The following is a 17,275-nucleotide window of genomic DNA, read 5'->3' as shown; positions in this document are numbered from 1 at the left end:
CGAATGGAACTCGTCAGCGACCATATTATCGAGGGCCGTGCGGGACCGACGGCGCAGCCGGCTTATCCTACCCTGCCCGGCATCGATCTGACCGACATTGCCCGCTTCGCGCGTGGTCAGCCCTGGGGGGACTATGCCCGGATGCGCGAGGGCGCGCCGGTGATGTGGCATGACGGCCCGCACGGCGCGCCGGGCTTCTGGGCGTTGACGCGCTATGCCGATGTTGCACGGGTCAACAACGATCCGGGTACCTTCTCGTCCGAAAAGGGTGGCATCCTGATGACGCTGGGCGCACCGGAGACGCGCCATCCGGTACTGTTCTCCGCGTCGACCAACTCGATGATCAACCTCGATGCCAGCCCGCACCGCCAGCTGCGCCGCGAGCACATGCCCTTCTTCACCGCCGGCTATATGCGCGGCCTGCGTGAGCGCGTCGCGGGCGAGGTGACGCGGCTGCTGGACATAATGGCGGCGCCGCTGGAAAAAGGGGGCACGTGCGACTTGGTCCACCAGTTCTCCGAGCATCTGCCGGTCTTCACGCTGTGCGAGATGCTGGGCGTCCCCGAAGCCGACCGCGCGAAGTTCGTCCAATGGATCCGCTTCCTTGAAATGGCGCAGCAGATCGCGGTCGAGCAGATCGAGCAGCTTGCCGGCATGACCGAGCCGAGCCCACAGATCGCCGCCTTCATCGAGTTGTTCAACACCAACGTCGCGGAGATGTTCGCCTATGGCCGCGACATGCTCGCACGCCGGCGCGCCGATCCGCAAAACGATATGATGAGCGCGATCGCCAACGCGCGGGTCGACGGCGAGCTGCTGCCGCAGGAGTATCTCGACGGCGCCTGGCTGCTGATCGTCTTCGCGGGCAACGACACGACGCGCAACTCGATCTCCGGAGCGATGAAACTGTTCACCGAGTTCGCCGACCAGAAGGCACGGCTGATCGGCGACATTTCGCTGCTGCCCAACGCGATCCACGAGATCACGCGGATGGTCAGCCCGGTCATATACATGCGCCGCACCGCGACGGAGGATGTCGAGCTGAATGGCCAGCCGATCCGCGCGGGCGAAAAGGTCATCATGTATTATGGCGCCGCGAACCGCGATCCGAGCGTCTTCCCCGATCCCGATCGTTTCGACATCGGCCGCACGAATGCGGAGAAGAACATCGCCTTCGGCTATGGCCCGCACATATGCATCGGGCGGCTGGTCGCGCAGTTGCAGCTGGAGGAGGCGTACCGGCAGATCTTCGCGCGCTTCCCCGCCATCCGCTGGACCGGCGATATCGACATCGCACCCAACAATTTCGTCCACGCGATCCGGCGGCTGGAGGTCGCACTCCACTGAGCCTCGCCCAGTCGATGATCCCGGTGTCATCGCACGGCACGGGATGCTAGGCCGCGTCGGCGTGAGAGGAGAATTGCGTGACCGACATTGCCGCGATCATGCGCCTGGCGCCGGTCATTCCGGTGCTGGTGATCGACGATGCCGCGACCGCCCGGCCGCTGGCCGAGGCGCTGGTCGCGGGCGGCTTGCGTGCCCTGGAAGTGACGCTGCGCACCCCCGCCGCGCTCGACGCGATCCGCGCGATGAAGGCGGTGCCCGGCGCCGTGGTCGGCGCGGGCACTGTGATCACCCCTGACCAGGTCGACGCGGTGCGCGACGCCGGCGCGGAGTTCATCGTCTCGCCCGGACTGAGCACGCGGCTGTCGGAACATGTCATTGCGGGTGGGCTCCCGTATCTCCCGGGTGTGGCAACGGCGGGCGACATCATGCGCGGGTTGGAGCTGGGGCTGATGCACTTCAAGTTCTTCCCCGCCGCCACTTCGGGTGGCTTGCCTGCACTAAAAGCGCTGGCGGCACCGTTCGGGCAATGCCGCTTCTGCCCGACCGGCGGGATCGGGCCGGACAGCGCCCGCGACTGGCTGGCGTTCGACCCCGTGCTGTGCGTCGGCGGCAGCTGGGTCGCCGGCGGCTCGCCCGCCGAGGTGGAGGCAAAGGCGCGCGCGGCAGCGGCGCTCGGCGCCTAGCCCAGCCCGTACGTTTTCGCCCAGGCGGCGAACAGCGCCGGCCAGAGCGCGACCGGCTTGCCCGCGGCGCCGCGCACGCCGAAACCGTGGCCGCCCTCGGCGAACAGGTGGAGCTCGACAGGCACGCCAGCGGCTTTGCAGGCTTCGCGGAACACGACGCTGTTGGCGGGCGGCACGGTGCGGTCGTCCTCGGCATGGACCATGAAGATCGGCGGCGTGGCGGCAGTGACATTGGCCGCGGGCGAGTGCGCGCGCACCACATCGGCCGACGGGTTCGGGCCAAGCAGCAGCTCACGCGAGCCGGGATGCGCCAGGGCCGGGTCCATCGCCTGCACCGCATAGATCGGCGCAGCGGCCAGCGGCTTCGCCGGCAGCGCGTCCGCCGCATCGATCAGGCGATAGACGCTCGCGGCATGCCGCGTCGCGAGGTCGGCGCAGACATGACCGCCCGCCGAGAAGCCCATCGCGCCGACCCTCGCCGGCTCGATGCCGTAGTGCCCTGCCCGCGCGCGGATCAGCCGCATTGCCCGCTGCGCATCTGCCAGCGCCACGTCGGCGCGATCCGCCCAGCCCTCGCCTGGCAGGCGGTAGAACAGCACGAACACCGTCCAGCCGCGCGCCGACAGCAGGCGGCCCATCTCGAACCCTTCCTTGTCGACGACGACGCGCGCGTAGCCGCCGCCCGGTGCGACCAGCAGCGCCGACCCGTTCGCGCGGGCAGGACGGAACACGACCAGACGGGGGCGCGTAATGCCGGTCACGGCCCGGTCGGGACGACGCGGGTCGATCGATCGCTCGACCGTCCGCTCCTGCGGCGGCGGGCTTGGCAGACCGGGTGCGTCACCCGGCCACAGGTCGATCGTCTCGGTCGGATCGGGGAGCAGCATCGTCTCGCCGGTCACGCGCGGCACCAGTGTCTGCGCCGTCACCGCCCCGGCGAGCGATCCGATCAGCGTTGCGCGGCGTGTGATCACGGGATCAGCAGCGGACGCATCGCCGGCACCGCGCGCGCCAGCTCGCCGGCGACGACGCTCGCGAACAGCTCGGCGCCGAACGGGCCGAGATGGGTGTAGTCGAACACCGGTGTCGCGGCGCCGACGCGCGGCGGCGTCCCCGGCACGGGAGGCGATGGTGGGACAGCCGCCGGGGACGCATGCTCCACCGTCGTGCCCGTCAGCGCCGCCGCCTGCGTCGCCGCATCGCCCGGCGTTTCGGCGAGGTGCGTCGCCAGCGCCGGCCCCATCGCCTCGACCACCGCCGCCGAGCGTGCGGTGAGATCGACCAGCGGCACCCGCAGCTCGGCGGCGACACGGCGGATCGCGTCCGCCCAGGGATCGAGATCGCGAGTCACCTGTTCGGCGGTGAAGCTGCGGCGGGTAAGCGGGGTGACGAGGATCGGCACCGCGCCCGCCGCGCGCGCCTCGGCCACATAGCGGCGCAGGTTGGCGGGGAACTCGGTGGCGAGGTCGGTCGAGCGGCCCGGCTTGCCCGGCTGATCATTGTGACCGAACTGGATTAGGACATAGGTGGCGACATAGCCGGGCACGCGTGCCTCGGCGAGTGCGACCGCCCAGCTGCCTTCCGCGCGATAGCTGCTGGTCGAGCGGCCGCCGCGACCGAGATCGACGCATGCCGCGGTCGACACGACGCGCGTGGCACAAAAGGCGCCGCCCCAGCCGCTGTTCACCTGCATCGTCGAATCGCCGACCAGGATGATCTTCGACGGCCGGATCGGGACGACGGGGGGCGGCGCGACCGGTGCTGCGGCTTGCGCGGCCGCCAGGAGGATGGAGAGCATCACGTTCCCGGCTGGATATAGGGTGCGCGTGCGAACAATTCGCGCTGCCACCGGCGGGGATCGTTTTCGACGCGCGCGCGGGTGTCGAACAGCATCGTCGCGCGGCTGGTCAGATCGTAACGCGGCCACCCTGCCCCGGGCGTGCCGTGCGTGGCAAAGGCGACGAACCGGTTCTGCAGCGCCTGCGACGCCGCACGAGCGTCCGCCCCGGTGCCGGTCTGCGACCCCTCTGCGCCCAGCGTCCCGAACGCGAGGGGTATGTCCATCGTATGAAACGCGCCGCGCCGCGGGTCGATGCGCGACGCGAAGTCGAGCTGGTATACCCACGCAGGCGCCCCGGCCCGCGCGCGCGCCTCCGCCTCGATCACCTGCCCCGGCCAGCTGCGGCCGCAGGTGGTGGCGTCGTAGAAGATTTGTTGCGGCGTCCAGTCGGAAAAGTGCTGCCGATACTGCGCGACGATCCATTCGGGCGAGAGGTCGACGCGCAGCTCGGGCGTCATCCGCTCGGCGAGGTTGGTCCAGCTCAGCGTCTTCACCCGGTCGCTGTCGGGCGAGATGAACGCGCCCGTCTCCTGACGTGTGTTGCCCAGCATCAGCGGCACGGTGCTCGGCGGCGCGTCGGGCCAGAAGGGATGGCGGGCGAGGCTGCGCATATCGAGCACCGGGCCAAAGTAGAGGCCGCCGCCCAGGATCGGGTCGGTCGCGGCGAGCCCCTCGACCAGCCTCGCCACGGGCATGGCGAGCAGGTCGTCGACGCTGTTTGCCCCCAGCTTCGCCATATAGGCGCGCGTCCGCTCCGTCGCGTGGAGCGGGCCCGAGGCGGTGACCTGTTGCCCGCTCATCGTGATCGCGCGGTGGAACAGCCCGGTGGCGGCGGGCTGGGCCAGCATGGTCGCGATCTTCGCGCCGCCGCCCGACTGGCCGAACACGGTGACGCGCGCCGGATCGCCGCCGAACGCGGCGATGTTGTCGCGCACCCATTGAAGCGCGAGGATCAGGTCGAGCTGGCCCAGATTGCCGCTGTCGGGGAAGCGCGGGTCGAGGCGGGCGAGGTACAGATAGCCGAAGGCGTTGAGGCGGTGGTTGACGGTGACGACCACCACGTCGCCGCGTGCCGCGAGTGCCGTGCCGTCGTTAAGCGGATCGGTGACGCTGCCGGTCGAATAGGCGCCGCCGTGGATATAGACCATGACCGGCTTGCGTGCGCGCGGGTCGGGATCGGCGGTCCAGACGTTGAGGAAAAGGCAATCCTCCGACTGCGGGCCGTAGCGGTCGCCCGGCTGGGGCGCGACCGGACCGAACGCCTGCGCCTCGATCGGCAGGCGGGACGCGGCGATCGGCTCCGGCGGCTGGAAGCGCGGGGCGCGGCCGTAGCGGATGCCGCGGAAGCGGACGACGTCGCCGTCGAAATCGCCCGCGAACGAGCCCGCGGGTGCGTCGGCGATCGCCAGCTGCCACCCCGACGCGTGCGCGTGCCGCGGCATCGCCGCCGCCGCGATGCCGCCGCCCAGCACCGCGCGACGGCTCGGCTCACCGCCGGACATCGAGCCCGCCGGCCAGATAGGCGTCGAGGTCCGCCTGACGGAACAGGCTCGCGTCGCCCGGCAGCGAGTGCTTGAGCGCCGCGAGCGCCAGACCGGTGCGGGCCATGGCTTGAGGATCGCCGCCGTTCCGCTGCGCATGGAGCACGCCCGCCGCGAAGGCGTCGCCGCCGCCGATCCGGTCGACGATGCCGGCGACGGCGATCTCCTCGGTCTGCGCCGCGCCCTCGCGTGTGTCGACGCGCGCGGACAGGCGGTGGCGGTCAACCTGCTCCACTGTGCGCGCGGTGGAGGCGATCACCCGCAGGCGCGGGAAGGCGTCAAATGCCGCCTCCGCCGCATCGCGCCGACGCGCCTCGCCCTCGCCCCGGAAATCGCGGCCGAGCAGCAGCGCGATGTCGCGGTAATTGCCGAACAGCAGGTCGGCATGGCTCACCAGCCCGGTCAGGATCGCGCGCGGATCGCCGCCGCGGCGCGCCCACAGCTTCTCGCGATAATTACCGTCGAATGAGACGGGCACGCCCGCCCCGGTGGCAGTCTCCGCCGCCGCCAGCGCCGCCGCCGCGCTGGCCGTGCCGAGGGCGGGCGTGATGCCGGACAGGTGCAACCGGTCGACCCCCGCAAGCAGCGTATCCCATTTCCACGCCGCGACTGGCGTTTCGGCAAAGGCCGACCCGGCGCGGTCGTAGATCACGTCGGTCGCGCGCAGCCCCGCGCCAGAGGTGACGAAATACAGCCCCATCCGCTCGCCGCTGAGCTGGATGCCGCGCGTGTCGACGCCGTGGCCGCGCAGCGTCGCGATCGCCGCGCGGCCGAGGTCGTTGTCGGGCACACGGCTGGCGAAGCTCACGCGATGACCGAGGCGCGCAAGCTGCGTCGCGACGTTCGCTTCCGCCCCGGCCACCCAGACGTCGAGCGCCGGCGTCTGCAACAGCAGCTCGCGTCCCGGCGGCGACAGCCGGAGCATGATCTCGCCGAAGCAGAGCAGCTTCGTCACCGCGCCAGCCAGCCGCCGTCGACCGCGAGAATGTGACCATGGACATAGTCCGCCGCGCGGCTTGCGAGGAACACCGCGGCGCCGCCGAGATCGCCCGGATCGCCCCAGCTTCCCGCCGGAATTCGCTCGACGATCGCCCGGTTGCGCGCGACGTCCGCCTGCAGCGCGGCGGTGTTGTTGGTGGCGATGTAGCCGGGTGCGATCGCGTTGACGTTCACGCCCCGCGCCGCCCACTCGTTCGCGAGCAGCTTGGTGAGGCCGCCGATGCCGGATTTGGACGCGGTATAGCTCGGCACGCGGATCCCGCCCTGAAACGTCAGCATCGACGCGATGTTGATGATCTTGCCGCCGCCGTTGGCCAGCATGTGCCGTCCCGCCGCCTGGCACAGGAAGAAGACGCTTTTCAGGTTGGTGTCGATCACCGCATCCCAATCAGCCTCGCTGAAATCGACCGCATCGGCGCGGCGGATGATGCCGGCGTTGTTGACCAGGATGTCGAGGCCGCCGAGCGCCGCCAGCGTCTCGTCGACGACGCGCCCCACCGGTTCGATCGTCGTGAGGTCGGCCGGTACGATCGTCGCTTTGCGGCCGAGCGCGCGTACCCCGGCGGCCGTCTCGTCCGCGGGCGTGCGGCCCACACAAGCGACATCCGCCCCCGCCGCGGCGAGTGCCAACGCGATCGCCTGACCGATGCCGGTATTGGCGCCAGTGACGGCGGCGACGCGGCCGGTCAGGTCGAAGGGTCCGCTCATGCCAGCTGGCAGATGTCGAGCACGGTCATGTCCGTATAGTCCTGGTTCTCGCCCGCCATCGCCCAGATGAAGGCATAGGCCTTTGTCCCCGCGCCCATGTGGATCGACCAGGGCGGGCTGATCACCGCCTCCTCGTTCGCCATGACGATGTGCCGCATCGCCTCGCCCTCGCCCATGAAGTGCATCACGCGGTCGTTGGCGCCGTCGAGGTTGAAGTAGAAATAGATTTCGGAGCGCCGCTCATGGACATGCGGCGGCATCGTGTTCCAGACGCTGCCGGGTTTCAGCACCGTCAACCCCATCACCAGCTGCGCCGATTCGCAGACGCCCGGGATGACGAGCTGATAGATGGTCCGTTCGTTCGATTCTTCCAGGCTGCCACGCTCCAGTGCATTGGCGTCGGCGATACCCAGCTTGCGCGTCGCGAACGCCTGATGCGCGGGACAGCTCGCTAGGTAGAAGCGCGCACCCGCGCCGCCGAACGCGACGTCCTTCGCGCCCATCGTGACGTACAGGCAATCCATTCTGCCCAGCGTGAACGCCTCGCCGTCGACGGTCACCGTGCCGTCCGCTGCGCCGACATTGACGACTGCCAGCTCGCGGCGTTCGAGAAACGGGTGGCCGGCAGCGGACGACGGTTCCGACTGCGCGGGCAGCGCCACCGGGGCGCCCTCGACCGCAACGCCGCCGATCACGAACCGGTCGGCATGGGTATAGTTGAGCACGCACTCACCCGGCCGGAACAGTCCTTCGATCAGGTAGCGATCGCGCAGCTCGTCGTTGGAGACGCACTCCATCATGTCGGGGTGGGTGGCGTAATAGGTGCGCTCGAACATGGCTGCTCCGGTCATGCCGCGACGGCGGCGAGGGTGGGTTGATCGATCTTGTAGGCGCGACGGACGAGCCCGCCGGTCAGCTCGTGCGCCAGCTCGACGGCTTCCCAGTCGGCGACCCGCCCTTCGGCGACAAGCCGCGCCAGGAACGCGCAGTCGACCCGGCGCGCGACGTCGTGGCGGGCGGGAATCGACAGAAAGGCGCGGGTATCGTCGTTGAAGCCGACCGTGTTGTAGAAGCCAGCGGTCTCCGTCGTCATCTCCCGGAAGCGCCGCATGCCTTCGGGCGAGTCATGGAACCACCAGGCCGGCCCAAGCTTCAGGCAGGGATAATGTCCCGCCAGCGGCGCCAGCTCGCGCGCGTAGCTGCTTTCGTCTAGGGTGAAGAGAATGATCGTCAGGTCGCGCTCATGGCCGACAACGTTGAGCAGCGGCCTCAATGCATGAACATAGTCGGTGCGGGTCGGGATATCGGCGCCCTTGTCGCGGCCGTGGGTGCGGAATAAGGCTGCGTCGTGGTTGCGCATGCTGCCGGGATGGAGCTGCATGACCATGCCGTCGTCGACGCTCATCCGCGCCATCTCGGTCAGCATCTGCGCCCGGAACAGCTCGGCGTCGGCCGGGGTCCAGTCGTCGCCCGTGACCCGGTGGAACAACGCCTCCGCCTCGCCGGGTGACAGGTCGGCGGTTGCGGCGGTGGGATGCCCATGATCGGTCGCGGTCGCGCCCATCGTCCGGAAAAAGGCGCGACGGCGGCGGTGGGCGGCGAGGTAACCCCTCCAGCTTTCGACATCCTCGCCCGTCAGCGCCGCGAAGCGCGCCATCGCTGGGCGGAACCCTTCATGCTCGACATCGATGACGCTGTCCGGGCGGTAGGTGGTGACGACGCGCCCGCGCCAGCCCGCGCGATGGATCGCGGCGTGATGCGCGAGCGGATCATCGGCGGCCTCGGTGGTGGCGAGGAAGTCGATCCCGAACCGCTCGAACAGCGCGCGCGGGCGAAAGGCGGGGGTCGAGAGCGCCTCGCCGATCACGTCGAAATAATGGTCGGCCGTCGCAGCCTCGAGCATCACGTCGAGGCCGAACACCTGCGCAAAGACGTGGTCGAGCCACAGCCGCGATGGCGTGCCGCGGAACAGATGCCAATGCGCGGCGAAGGCGCGCCACGCCGCGCGGGGCTCGATCGCCGACGCGCCGTCGCGGCGCGGAACGCCGAGCGTGTCGAGCGGCACACCCTGCGAATGAAGCATCCGGAACAGGTAGTGGTCAGGCGCGAGCAGCAGCTCGCTCGCATTCGACCATGACGCGTTATCGGCGAACCAGCGTGGATCGACATGGCCGTGCGGGCTGACGATCGGCAGCGCCGCGACCTCTGCATAGAGCGCGCGGGCGAGGTTGCGGGTGCGCGCGTCGGCGGGGAACAGCCGATCCGGATCGAGCTGCAACGGCCGCGTCACCCTTTTCCCCTCCTTGTTGTGCCGCACCGGTAACCGGTGTCAGCCCCTCGCGCAACCTACCCACTCGGCTTCTGCACAGACGCGCGCCGGATCAACGTCGAGACGAACAGCGACGGCTCCTCTACCACATCCCCGCCCTCGATCCCGGCGACCAGCTTGAGCGCGGCAGAGCGCGCCATCGATGCGATCGGCCAGCGCACCGTCGTCAGCGGCGGCCAGACATGCGCGGCGACCGGCGTGTCGTCGAAGCCGACGATCGACAGATCGCGCGGGATGTCGAGCCCGCGCTGCCGCGCCGCGTGCATCACGCCGGCCGCCATCTCGTCATTGGAAGCGAAGATCGCGGTCGGGCGCGGCACCACGTCGAGCAGCCGTGCGGCCGCTACCAGGCCGGAGTCGAAAGTATAGTTGCCGTCCGCCACCATGGATCGCGGCAGCGCGATGTCGGCGCCGGCGAGCGCTTCCTCGAACCCCAGGCGCCGCTCGCGGGCCGAACGGAAGCCGTGCGGACCGGCGATCAGGCCGATCCGGCGATGCCCCTCGCCGATCAGATATTGCGTCGCGGCGCGCACCGCCTCGCGGTCGTTCGACGCCACCATATGCGCGTCGTCGTCGAGCCGCGCCGATCCCATCCGGACATAGCGGCAGCCGATCTGGGTGCAGATCTTTGCCACCGCATCGTTTTCGCTCACCGGCGGCAGGATGACGACGCCGAACAGCCGCTGTCGCTCCAGGAAGTGGCGCAGATCCTCGCTCATCGTCGCGGAGCCGCGATCAACGGGACGCACGACCAGTTCGAACTCGGTGCCGTGCAGCGCCTCCAGAATGCCCTGCTGCACGTTCATCACCATCTGGGCATTTGGGTTGTCGTGCACCAGCCCGATCAGGAAGTTACGCCGCAACGCCAGCGCGCGCGCCTGCGGATTGGGGATATAGCCCAGCTCGGCGATCACTTCCTCAACGCGGGCGCGGGTTTCCGCGTTGAGCAGCGGCGAGCGGTTGATGACGCGACTGACCGTCTTCTTCGACACCCCCGCTTCGCGGGCCACGTCGTTAATCGTCGGCTGGCCGGTCTTCACCATGCGCCGGGGCATAGCGGGCGCCGCCCGCCGGTGCCAGCGGCCGCGGCTTGCCAATCGTCCGGCTGACACCGATAGACAGCGGCGTGGACCGTGCGCTTATCCTTGACCCGGCCGACTGCGTGGCCACGGCGCTGGCTGACCTCGCCGCAGGCGAGCAGTGCGCCGGGGTGACGCTGGGCGAAGCGGTGCCGCGGGGCCACAAGCTGGCGCGACGGGCAATCGGCGCTGGCGAGACGGTGCTGAAATACGGGCAGTCGATCGGCCGGGCGGCCTTGGCGATCGCGCGGGGCGAGCACGTCCACAGCCACAATCTCGCGACCGGGCTGGCGGGCGAGGTCCGCTACCAGTTTGGCGGCGGCACCGCGCCCGCCGCCATCCGGCGGGACCAGCGCTGCTTTCAGGGCTACCGGCGCGCCGACGGGCTGGTGGGGACGCGCAACGAAATCTGGATTCTGCCCACGGTCGGCTGCGTCGCCCGGAGCGCCGAGCGGATCGCGCGTGCCGCCGCACCTTTAGTCGCGGGGCTGGTCGACGGCGTGTACGCGTTCCAGCATCCGTTCGGCTGTTCGCAGCTGGGCGACGATCTGGCCGCGACGCGCGCGATGCTGGCAAGCCTGGCCTGCCATCCCAATGCTGGCGGCGTGCTGCTGCTCGGGCTCGGCTGCGAGGAGAACCAGCTCGACGCGCTGCTCGACGCCATCCCGGCAGAGCGCCGCGGTGCCATCCGCACCATCGGCGCACAGCTCTGCGACGACGAGGAGGCGGCCGGGGTTGCGGCGGTCGTCGCGCTGGCGGAGGCGGCGGCGATGCCGCGCATGCCGATGGGGCTCGACGCCCTGGTGCTGGGGCTGAAATGCGGCGGGTCGGACGGTCTGTCGGGGCTGACCGCCAATCCGCTGGTCGGGCGGATCGCCGATGCTGTGATCGGGGCGGGCGGCGCGGCGATCCTGACCGAGATTCCGGAGATGTTCGGGGCGGAAGCGCTGCTGCTCGATCGCGCCGCGGACGCGGCGGTGTTCGCGCGGCTGGCGGCGCTGCTCAACCGGTTCAAACGCTACTATCTCGACGCCGGGCTGCCCGTGTCGGAGAATCCCTCACCGGGCAATGTCGCAGGCGGGATCACGACGCTGGAGGAGAAGTCGCTTGGCGCGGTGCAGAAGGGCGGCAGGACGGCGATCGTTGATGTGCTCGACTATGGCGCGCGGGTGCGCGCTCGCGGTCTGTCGGTGCTGGAGGCGCCGGGCAACGACGCGGTGTCGGCCACCGCGCTGACCGCCGCGGGGGCGACCTGCATCCTGTTCACGACCGGGCGGGGTACACCGCTGGGCTTCCCGGCGCCGACGGTGAAGATCGCGTCGAACGGTGCGCTGGCGGCGCGCAAGCCGGGGTGGATCGACTTCGATGCCGGCGCCGTGCTCGACGACGGCATCGACGCGGCGGCGGCGGCGCTGCTCGACCGGATCGTCGCCGTGGCGAGCGGCGAACCGACCGCGGCGGAGCGGCTCGGCGAGCGCGAGATCGCCCTGTGGAAGCGCGGCGTCACTCTGTGAGGCTGAACCGGGCGACGCTGGAGCGCTTGCCGCCCGCCGTACAGCGCCCGGCGCAGCGCGGGCCGATCGGCGTCGGCATCGTCCATCTCGGACCGGGTGCGTTCCATCGCGCGCATCAGGCGGCGTACATCGACACGCTGCTCGATCACGACCCACGCTGGGGTATCGCCGCGGTAGCGTTGCGCAGCCGCGGGATCGTCGACGTGCTGGCGGCGCAGGACGGCCTTTATACGCTGGCAATCCGGGATGCCATGCCCGCGTGGCGCGTGCTCGATGCCCATCGGGCGTGGCTGGGCCCCGACGACGGCGCCGCAACGATGCGGGTGCTCGCCCGGCCGGAAACGGCGCTGGTGACGACGACGGTGACGGAGAAGGGCTATTGCCTGGCGCCTGACGGTACGCTCGATTTCAATCATCGCGACATCGTCCACGATCTCGCCGCGCCCGCCCGGCCGATTAGCGCGATCGGGTGGATCGTCGCGGGGCTGGCGGCACGCCGCGCGGCGGGCGACGCGCCCTTCGTCGTGATGCCGTGCGACAATCTGCCGGGCAACGGCGCCGCCGTCCGCGCGGCGCTGATCGCCCTCGCCCGCGCGCGCGACGGCTCGTTGGCCGACTGGATCGCGGGTGAGGTACGGGTCGCCACGACGATGGTCGACGCGATCACCCCGGCTAGCGACGCCGCGTTGATCGCCGCGACCGCGACGGTGCTGGGCGTCGACGACGCCATCCCGGTGCAACGCGAGGCGTTCGCGCAATGGGTGATCGAGGACATCGGCGCATTCGGCCCCGACTTGGCGGCCGGCGGCGCAATCGTGACGGGCGACGTCGGCGCCTATGAGCGGGCGAAACTGCGCATCCTCAACGGCAGTCATTCCACGCTCGCCTATGTCGGGCTGCTGCGCGGCCATGCCAGCGTCGCCAGGGCGATGGCCGATCGCGCGCTCGCCGGCTTCGTCGCGACCATGATCGCCGCAGAGATCGCGCCGTCGCTGCCGCCTGCCCCCGGGCTGGACCTGGCGGACTATGCCGCCGCCGTGCTCGATCGGTTTCGCAACTCGGTGCTCGTTCATCGGCTGGAACAGATCGCCTGGGACGGATCGCAGAAGCTGCCCTACCGCTTGCTCGATACGCTGGCGGCGCGGCGCCGGGCCGGTGCGCCGCCGGGACGCGTGGCGGCGGCGGCCGGCGCTTGGGTCGCGTTCCTGATGCAGCGCGCGCGCGCCGGCGTGCCGCTCGTCGACCCGGCGGCGGCGACGCTGACCGGAGCGGCGGCGGACGGCGACGGCGCGATCGTCGTCGCACGGTTGGCGGCGGCGGGGCTGTTGCCGCTCCCCGATGACCTCACCGGCCGTGCTGTCGCCGCCGCTGCCGATGCCGCATCCGGCGGCGACTGGCCGCAATTCTTCGCCCGGGCGGCGGAGGCCGCTTGCTCCTGACACCGGTTTCCCCTACGCCCGGGACAAACAGAAGAATGGCCAGGGGATGATGGTGGGGGCTGATGTTGCCGGCGATGTCGAGACGATCGCGCGCGCCTTCGTGACCGCACGCCGCGCCGGACGGGCGCTGTCCGGCTATCCAGGGGTCAAGCCGGGGCTGCTGGCAGACGGCTATGCGGTGCAGGACGTCGCGATCGCGCTGAGCGGCGGCACGGTCGCAGGCTGGAAGGTCGGCAAGATCGACCCGCCGATCGACGGCGTCGACCGCCTCGCCGGGCCGATCTTCGCCGATCGCATCGTCCACGCCGATCCGCCGCCGGCGATGGCGATCTTCGCCGGCGGCTTTGCCGCGGCGGAGGCGGAGTTCCTGTTGCGGCTGGGCCGGCAGCCCGATCCCGCCCGCACCGCCTACACGCTGGCGGAGGCGCGCGCGCTGATCGATGCGGTGCACATCGGCATCGAAATCGCGTCCTCCCCGTTCGACGGGATCAACCGCCACGGGCCCGCCGTCACCGTGTCCGATTTCGGCAACAACAACGGTCTAGTCGTGGGTGCCGAACTGCCCGGCTGGCGCGACGCGGACGTCAACGCGATCGCCGTGGAGTTGCTCGTTAACGGCGAGCGGGTCGGCGCCGGCACGGCGGCGATGATGCTCGACGGCCCGTTCGGCGCGGCGCGCTTCCTGCTGGAGCACATGGCGGCACGCGGTATCGAGCTGCCCGCCGGGACGTGGATTTCCAGCGGCGCCGTCACCGGCGTCCACGCGGTCGCGGCCGGCGACGCGGTCGAGGCACGGTTCGACGGAAAGTACAGCGCGCGCTGCACGATCAAGCCACACTAGCAGCGATTGCGGCCCATCAGAGGCCGAGGGAGAGGGTTGATGGCGACACGGGCGGACTTCGCCGGGGCAGACGGCGCGACCGGAGCAGCGGGCGGCAGGATCGGCCGCTACCGCTGGGTGATCTGCGGGCTGCTCTTCGCCGCCACCGCGGTCAATTATGTCGACCGGCAGATGATCGGGCTGTTGAAGCCGCTGCTGTCGAAGGAGCTTGGCTGGTCGGAGCTCGACTACGGCAACATCGTCTTCTGGTTCCAGTGCGCCTATGCGATCGGCTACCTCACCTTCGGCAAGGTGGTCGACGTGCTCGGCGCGCGGATCGGCTATGCCGTCGCGGTCGCGATCTGGACGGTGGCGCATGTGGCGCACGGCGCCGTGTCGTCGGTGGGACAGTTCGCGCTGGCCCGCTTCGGTCTGGGGATCGGCGAATCCGGCAACTTCCCGGGCGGGGTAAAAGCCGTCGCTAACTGGTTTCCGCAGCGCGAGCGCGCGCTGGCGATCGGTATCTTCAACGCCGGGTCGAACGTCGGCGCGATCGTGGCGCCGCTGCTCATCTACCTGATGCTGCCTGCGGTCGGCTGGCGGATGACCTTTGTGCTGTCGGGCGTGCTCGGTCTCGCCTGGCTGCTTGCCTGGCTGCTGATCTTCCGCGACCAGCCACGCGACAAACCTCAGGTGTCCGCCGCCGAAGCGGCCTATATCGAGCAGGATCCGGTCGATCCGCCGGTCAGGGTCAGCTGGCTGACCCTGCTGTCAATGCGCGAGACCTGGGCGTTTGCGCTCGGCAAGTTCTGCATCGACCCGATCTGGTGGTTCTATCTGTTCTGGCTGCCGTCCTTCCTGGGCAAGCAATACGGGCTCGACCTGACCAGCTGGAAGACGCCGACGGCGGTGATCGCACTCGGCGCGATCTATCTGATCTCCGACTTCGGCAGCATCGCCGGGGGGTGGCTGTCGTCGCGGATGCTGGCAGCGGGCGCGACGCCGAACCGCGCGCGCAAGCTGACCATGCTGATCTGCGCGCTGTTCGTGCTGCCGGTGATGTTCGTGACGTCGGTCGGCAATCTGTGGGTAAGCGTCGCGATCATCGGCGTCGCGGCGGCGGCGCACCAGGCCTTTTCGGCGAACGTCTATGCGCTGCCGTCGGACCTGTTCCCGCGCTTTGCGGTTGGATCGGTGATCGGCATCGGCGGTACGATCGGCGCCGTCGGGGGCATGCTGTTCTCGCTTCACGCCGGCGACGTGCTGGAGCGGCTGGGGACGTACAAGCCGCTGTTCGTGCTTGCGGGCGCGGCCTATTTTGTAGCGCTGACCGCGATCCACCTGCTGTCGCCACGGCTGGAGCGGGTGAGGACGGCGCTGTGACCGCGCGGCGCTGGCCGGTACTGGGCGCGTTTTTGCTGGCCGCGGCCGCGCGCGCGCAGGACGGCACCGGGCTGCTCTTCCGCGCGTCGGCGGATCACGACCTGACCGCAGAGACCGCCGCGGGCGATCCGCGGCCCAACTTCCGCAGCGGCGTCACCGTCATTCCGGACGGCGCGATCGGCGGCGCGGCGCGGTGGGCGGACGACGGCTATGTCGCCTGGAACGCGCCGCAGAACATGCGCAGCCAGCGCGGCACCGTGGCTTTCTGGTGGCGCGCGCGAGACCCGGTCGGCGTCGCGCCGTTCGTGATCTTCCGCGCCGGCTTCGCCGATCATTCCAGCTGGGACATGGCCTTCCTGCGCATCGACTGGAACGGTCACGGCTTCGACGCTTTCGTCACCGAAGCCAATCTGGCCCGGGTGCGGGTCACGTCGACGGTCGCGCTGTCCGACCCACATGCCTGGCGCCATCTCGCCTTTACGTGGGACGAAACGGGCGGAGCGCGGCTGTACCTTGACGGGCGGCTGCTCGCCCGCAATCCGCAGCACGCTGATCTCGACACGGGGCTCGACCAGTTCGGCTTTGCCGGCCGGGTCATCGCGCCGCACCAAGTGCAGAGCCGGTACAGCTTCATGCGCGGTTCGGATTTCGACGAGCTGCGGGTTTACGACCGGGCGCTCGGCGACGCCGGCGCGGCAGCGCTCGCGGCGCGGCGTGACCCGGCTCCCCCACCAGCGGCCGACGCCGCCGCCCTGCGCGCCGCGTGGCTGCACCGGTACGGCTGGGATCGCGCGGCGCCGCCGCTGCTGACCGATCCAGTGACGCGGGTGCGCAAGGTCGAGTTCGGCGACGCGCGCGACCAGAGGCAGTGGATGTGGAAAGGCGTCGACGGCATCGCCGAAACCACTTGGCCCGGCGTCTACAACCGTTCGCGGCTGCCCGGGCGGAACGACTATTTCCAGCTCCCCGACTGGAACACCTATGTCGAAGGCGGCAGGCGCTATGACCTGACGATCCCGGCGGGCGAGACGGTCAACCGCGTCGAGCTGCGCGGCAGCGCACATGGGACGTTGAACTGGACGGGCGCAGGCGCGGCGCGGGTGCTGGCACACCGCCCGGCCGGGGTGGTGCGCTCGGTCGATGCCTTCGCCCCGGTCACGGGCGGCACGCTGAGGTTCGTCAATACTGAGGCCGAAGAGCCGATCCAGGAGCTGTGGGCATATCAGGTCGGCGCGGGCGCGGAACCGGCAGGCCTCTTCAAGCTGAGCTACACCGTCTCGACGAGCGCTGCCGACCTCGCCGCGCTGGCGCCGTTGCGCCGCTGGATCGCCGGACGCTACCCGCCCGAAGAGCGCGCGACGGTCATCGCGCTGCCGTCGGGCGGCGTGCGGGCGGCGGTGGGCGCGGGCAGCGGCCTGGGGGAGACGGCCGCCGCCGCCGCGCCGGCCGGCGCGCCGATCGTCCATCTGCTGATCCCCGCCAGTCTCGGCGACGCCGCCCCCGACCGGCCGCTCGCACGCGCCTTCGACTATGGCTGGCAGAACCTGCATGATGGGCTCGACGGCATCGCCATCGACCTGCCCGCGCTCCACA

At 70.4% G+C, this 17,275-nt stretch carries 15 protein-coding genes; 7 read left to right on the top strand and 8 right to left on the bottom strand.

Translation table 11 applies throughout. The features are described 5' to 3' along the window. Positions 1–3: 3 nt before the first annotated feature. Both ACP2AD_RS02635 and eda read left to right on the top strand, forming a co-directional pair. Positions 4–1,347, top strand: coding sequence for a cytochrome P450 (locus ACP2AD_RS02635; RefSeq protein ID WP_425228532.1), 1,344 nt, complete (start codon positions 4–6; stop codon positions 1,345–1,347). 77 nt (positions 1,348–1,424) lie between these two features. Beyond that, positions 1,425–2,030, top strand: coding sequence for a bifunctional 4-hydroxy-2-oxoglutarate aldolase/2-dehydro-3-deoxy-phosphogluconate aldolase (eda, locus tag ACP2AD_RS02630; protein WP_425228531.1), 606 nt, complete (start codon positions 1,425–1,427; stop codon positions 2,028–2,030). Here eda and ACP2AD_RS02625 read toward each other — a convergent pair. From ACP2AD_RS02625 to ACP2AD_RS02590, 8 genes are read right to left on the bottom strand one after another with little or no spacing between them, the layout of a single operon-like run. Beyond that, positions 2,027–3,004 (bottom strand): alpha/beta hydrolase, encoded by a 978-nt coding sequence (locus tag ACP2AD_RS02625; protein ID WP_425228530.1) that lies wholly within the window; start codon positions 3,002–3,004, stop codon positions 2,027–2,029. The two genes, eda and ACP2AD_RS02625, sit on opposite strands and share 4 nt — an antisense overlap. After that, the gene (locus tag ACP2AD_RS02620) at positions 3,001–3,828 is read right to left on the bottom strand and encodes a rhamnogalacturonan acetylesterase (RefSeq protein WP_425228529.1); all 828 of its coding nucleotides are present in this window, start codon (positions 3,826–3,828) and stop codon (positions 3,001–3,003) included. The genes ACP2AD_RS02625 and ACP2AD_RS02620 overlap by 4 nt, the downstream gene beginning before the upstream one ends. Then, positions 3,828–5,372 carry a carboxylesterase/lipase family protein gene (locus tag ACP2AD_RS02615; RefSeq protein ID WP_425228528.1) on the bottom strand — a complete coding sequence of 515 codons (1,545 nt, stop codon included), beginning with the start codon at positions 5,370–5,372 and terminating at the stop codon, positions 3,828–3,830. The genes ACP2AD_RS02620 and ACP2AD_RS02615 overlap by 1 nt, the downstream gene beginning before the upstream one ends. Further along, on the bottom strand, positions 5,359–6,366 hold the full coding sequence (locus tag ACP2AD_RS02610) for a sugar kinase (protein WP_425228527.1): 1,008 nt from the start codon (positions 6,364–6,366) through the stop codon (positions 5,359–5,361). The genes ACP2AD_RS02615 and ACP2AD_RS02610 overlap by 14 nt, the downstream gene beginning before the upstream one ends. Continuing rightward, positions 6,363–7,118, bottom strand: coding sequence for a 2-dehydro-3-deoxy-D-gluconate 5-dehydrogenase KduD (kduD, locus tag ACP2AD_RS02605; protein WP_425228526.1), 756 nt, complete (start codon positions 7,116–7,118; stop codon positions 6,363–6,365). Before kduD ends, ACP2AD_RS02610 begins: the two co-directional genes overlap by 4 nt. After that, positions 7,115–7,954, bottom strand: a complete 840-nt coding sequence (gene kduI / locus ACP2AD_RS02600) for a 5-dehydro-4-deoxy-D-glucuronate isomerase (protein WP_425228738.1) — start codon at positions 7,952–7,954, stop codon at positions 7,115–7,117. The genes kduD and kduI overlap by 4 nt, the downstream gene beginning before the upstream one ends. A gap of 11 nt (positions 7,955–7,965) precedes the next feature. Then, complete coding sequence (gene uxaC, locus ACP2AD_RS02595; RefSeq protein WP_425228525.1) at positions 7,966–9,408, bottom strand: glucuronate isomerase; 1,443 nt, start codon at positions 9,406–9,408, stop codon at positions 7,966–7,968. 56 nt (positions 9,409–9,464) lie between these two features. Beyond that, on the bottom strand, positions 9,465–10,490 hold the full coding sequence (locus ACP2AD_RS02590) for a LacI family DNA-binding transcriptional regulator (RefSeq protein ID WP_425228737.1): 1,026 nt from the start codon (positions 10,488–10,490) through the stop codon (positions 9,465–9,467). Between the two features lie 83 nt (positions 10,491–10,573). Here ACP2AD_RS02590 and ACP2AD_RS02585 point away from each other — a divergent pair, with 83 nt between their 5' ends. The 5 genes from ACP2AD_RS02585 to ACP2AD_RS02565 all read left to right on the top strand — a co-directional run. After that, on the top strand, positions 10,574–12,040 hold the full coding sequence (locus tag ACP2AD_RS02585; RefSeq protein WP_425228524.1) for a UxaA family hydrolase: 1,467 nt from the start codon (positions 10,574–10,576) through the stop codon (positions 12,038–12,040). Further along, entirely contained in the window at positions 12,037–13,479 is a 1,443-nt protein-coding gene (locus tag ACP2AD_RS02580) for a mannitol dehydrogenase family protein (protein ID WP_425228523.1), read from the top strand. The genes ACP2AD_RS02585 and ACP2AD_RS02580 overlap by 4 nt, the downstream gene beginning before the upstream one ends. A 52-nt stretch (positions 13,480–13,531) precedes the next feature. After that, the gene (locus tag ACP2AD_RS02575; protein ID WP_425228522.1) at positions 13,532–14,320 is read left to right on the top strand and encodes a 2-keto-4-pentenoate hydratase; all 789 of its coding nucleotides are present in this window, start codon (positions 13,532–13,534) and stop codon (positions 14,318–14,320) included. Between the two features lie 39 nt (positions 14,321–14,359). After that, positions 14,360–15,682, top strand: coding sequence for an MFS transporter (locus tag ACP2AD_RS02570; RefSeq protein WP_425228521.1), 1,323 nt, complete (start codon positions 14,360–14,362; stop codon positions 15,680–15,682). After that, the coding region (locus ACP2AD_RS02565; RefSeq protein WP_425228520.1) for a LamG-like jellyroll fold domain-containing protein at positions 15,679–17,275 on the top strand (1,597 nt) is incomplete at its 3' end. The genes ACP2AD_RS02570 and ACP2AD_RS02565, both read left to right, overlap by 4 nt.

Origin of the sequence: Sphingomonas sp., from assembly GCF_965248875.1 — a bacterium.
Lineage (GTDB): Bacteria > Pseudomonadota > Alphaproteobacteria > Sphingomonadales > Sphingomonadaceae > Sphingomonas.
This window is presented reverse-complemented; position numbering and strand designations above follow the sequence as displayed.

Coding starts and splice junctions, on each gene's coding strand:
- ACP2AD_RS02620 (WP_425228529.1), bottom strand. CDS start 3,828: ATGCTCTCCATCCTCCTGGCGGCCGCGCAAGCCGCAGCACCGGTCGCG.
- ACP2AD_RS02635 (WP_425228532.1), top strand. CDS start 4: ATGGAACTCGTCAGCGACCATATTATCGAGGGCCGTGCGGGACCGACG.
- kduI (WP_425228738.1), bottom strand. CDS start 7,954: ATGTTCGAGCGCACCTATTACGCCACCCACCCCGACATGATGGAGTGC.
- ACP2AD_RS02590 (WP_425228737.1), bottom strand. CDS start 10,490: ATGGTGAAGACCGGCCAGCCGACGATTAACGACGTGGCCCGCGAAGCG.
- ACP2AD_RS02615 (WP_425228528.1), bottom strand. CDS start 5,372: ATGTCCGGCGGTGAGCCGAGCCGTCGCGCGGTGCTGGGCGGCGGCATC.
- kduD (WP_425228526.1), bottom strand. CDS start 7,118: ATGAGCGGACCCTTCGACCTGACCGGCCGCGTCGCCGCCGTCACTGGC.
- ACP2AD_RS02570 (WP_425228521.1), top strand. CDS start 14,360: ATGGCGACACGGGCGGACTTCGCCGGGGCAGACGGCGCGACCGGAGCA.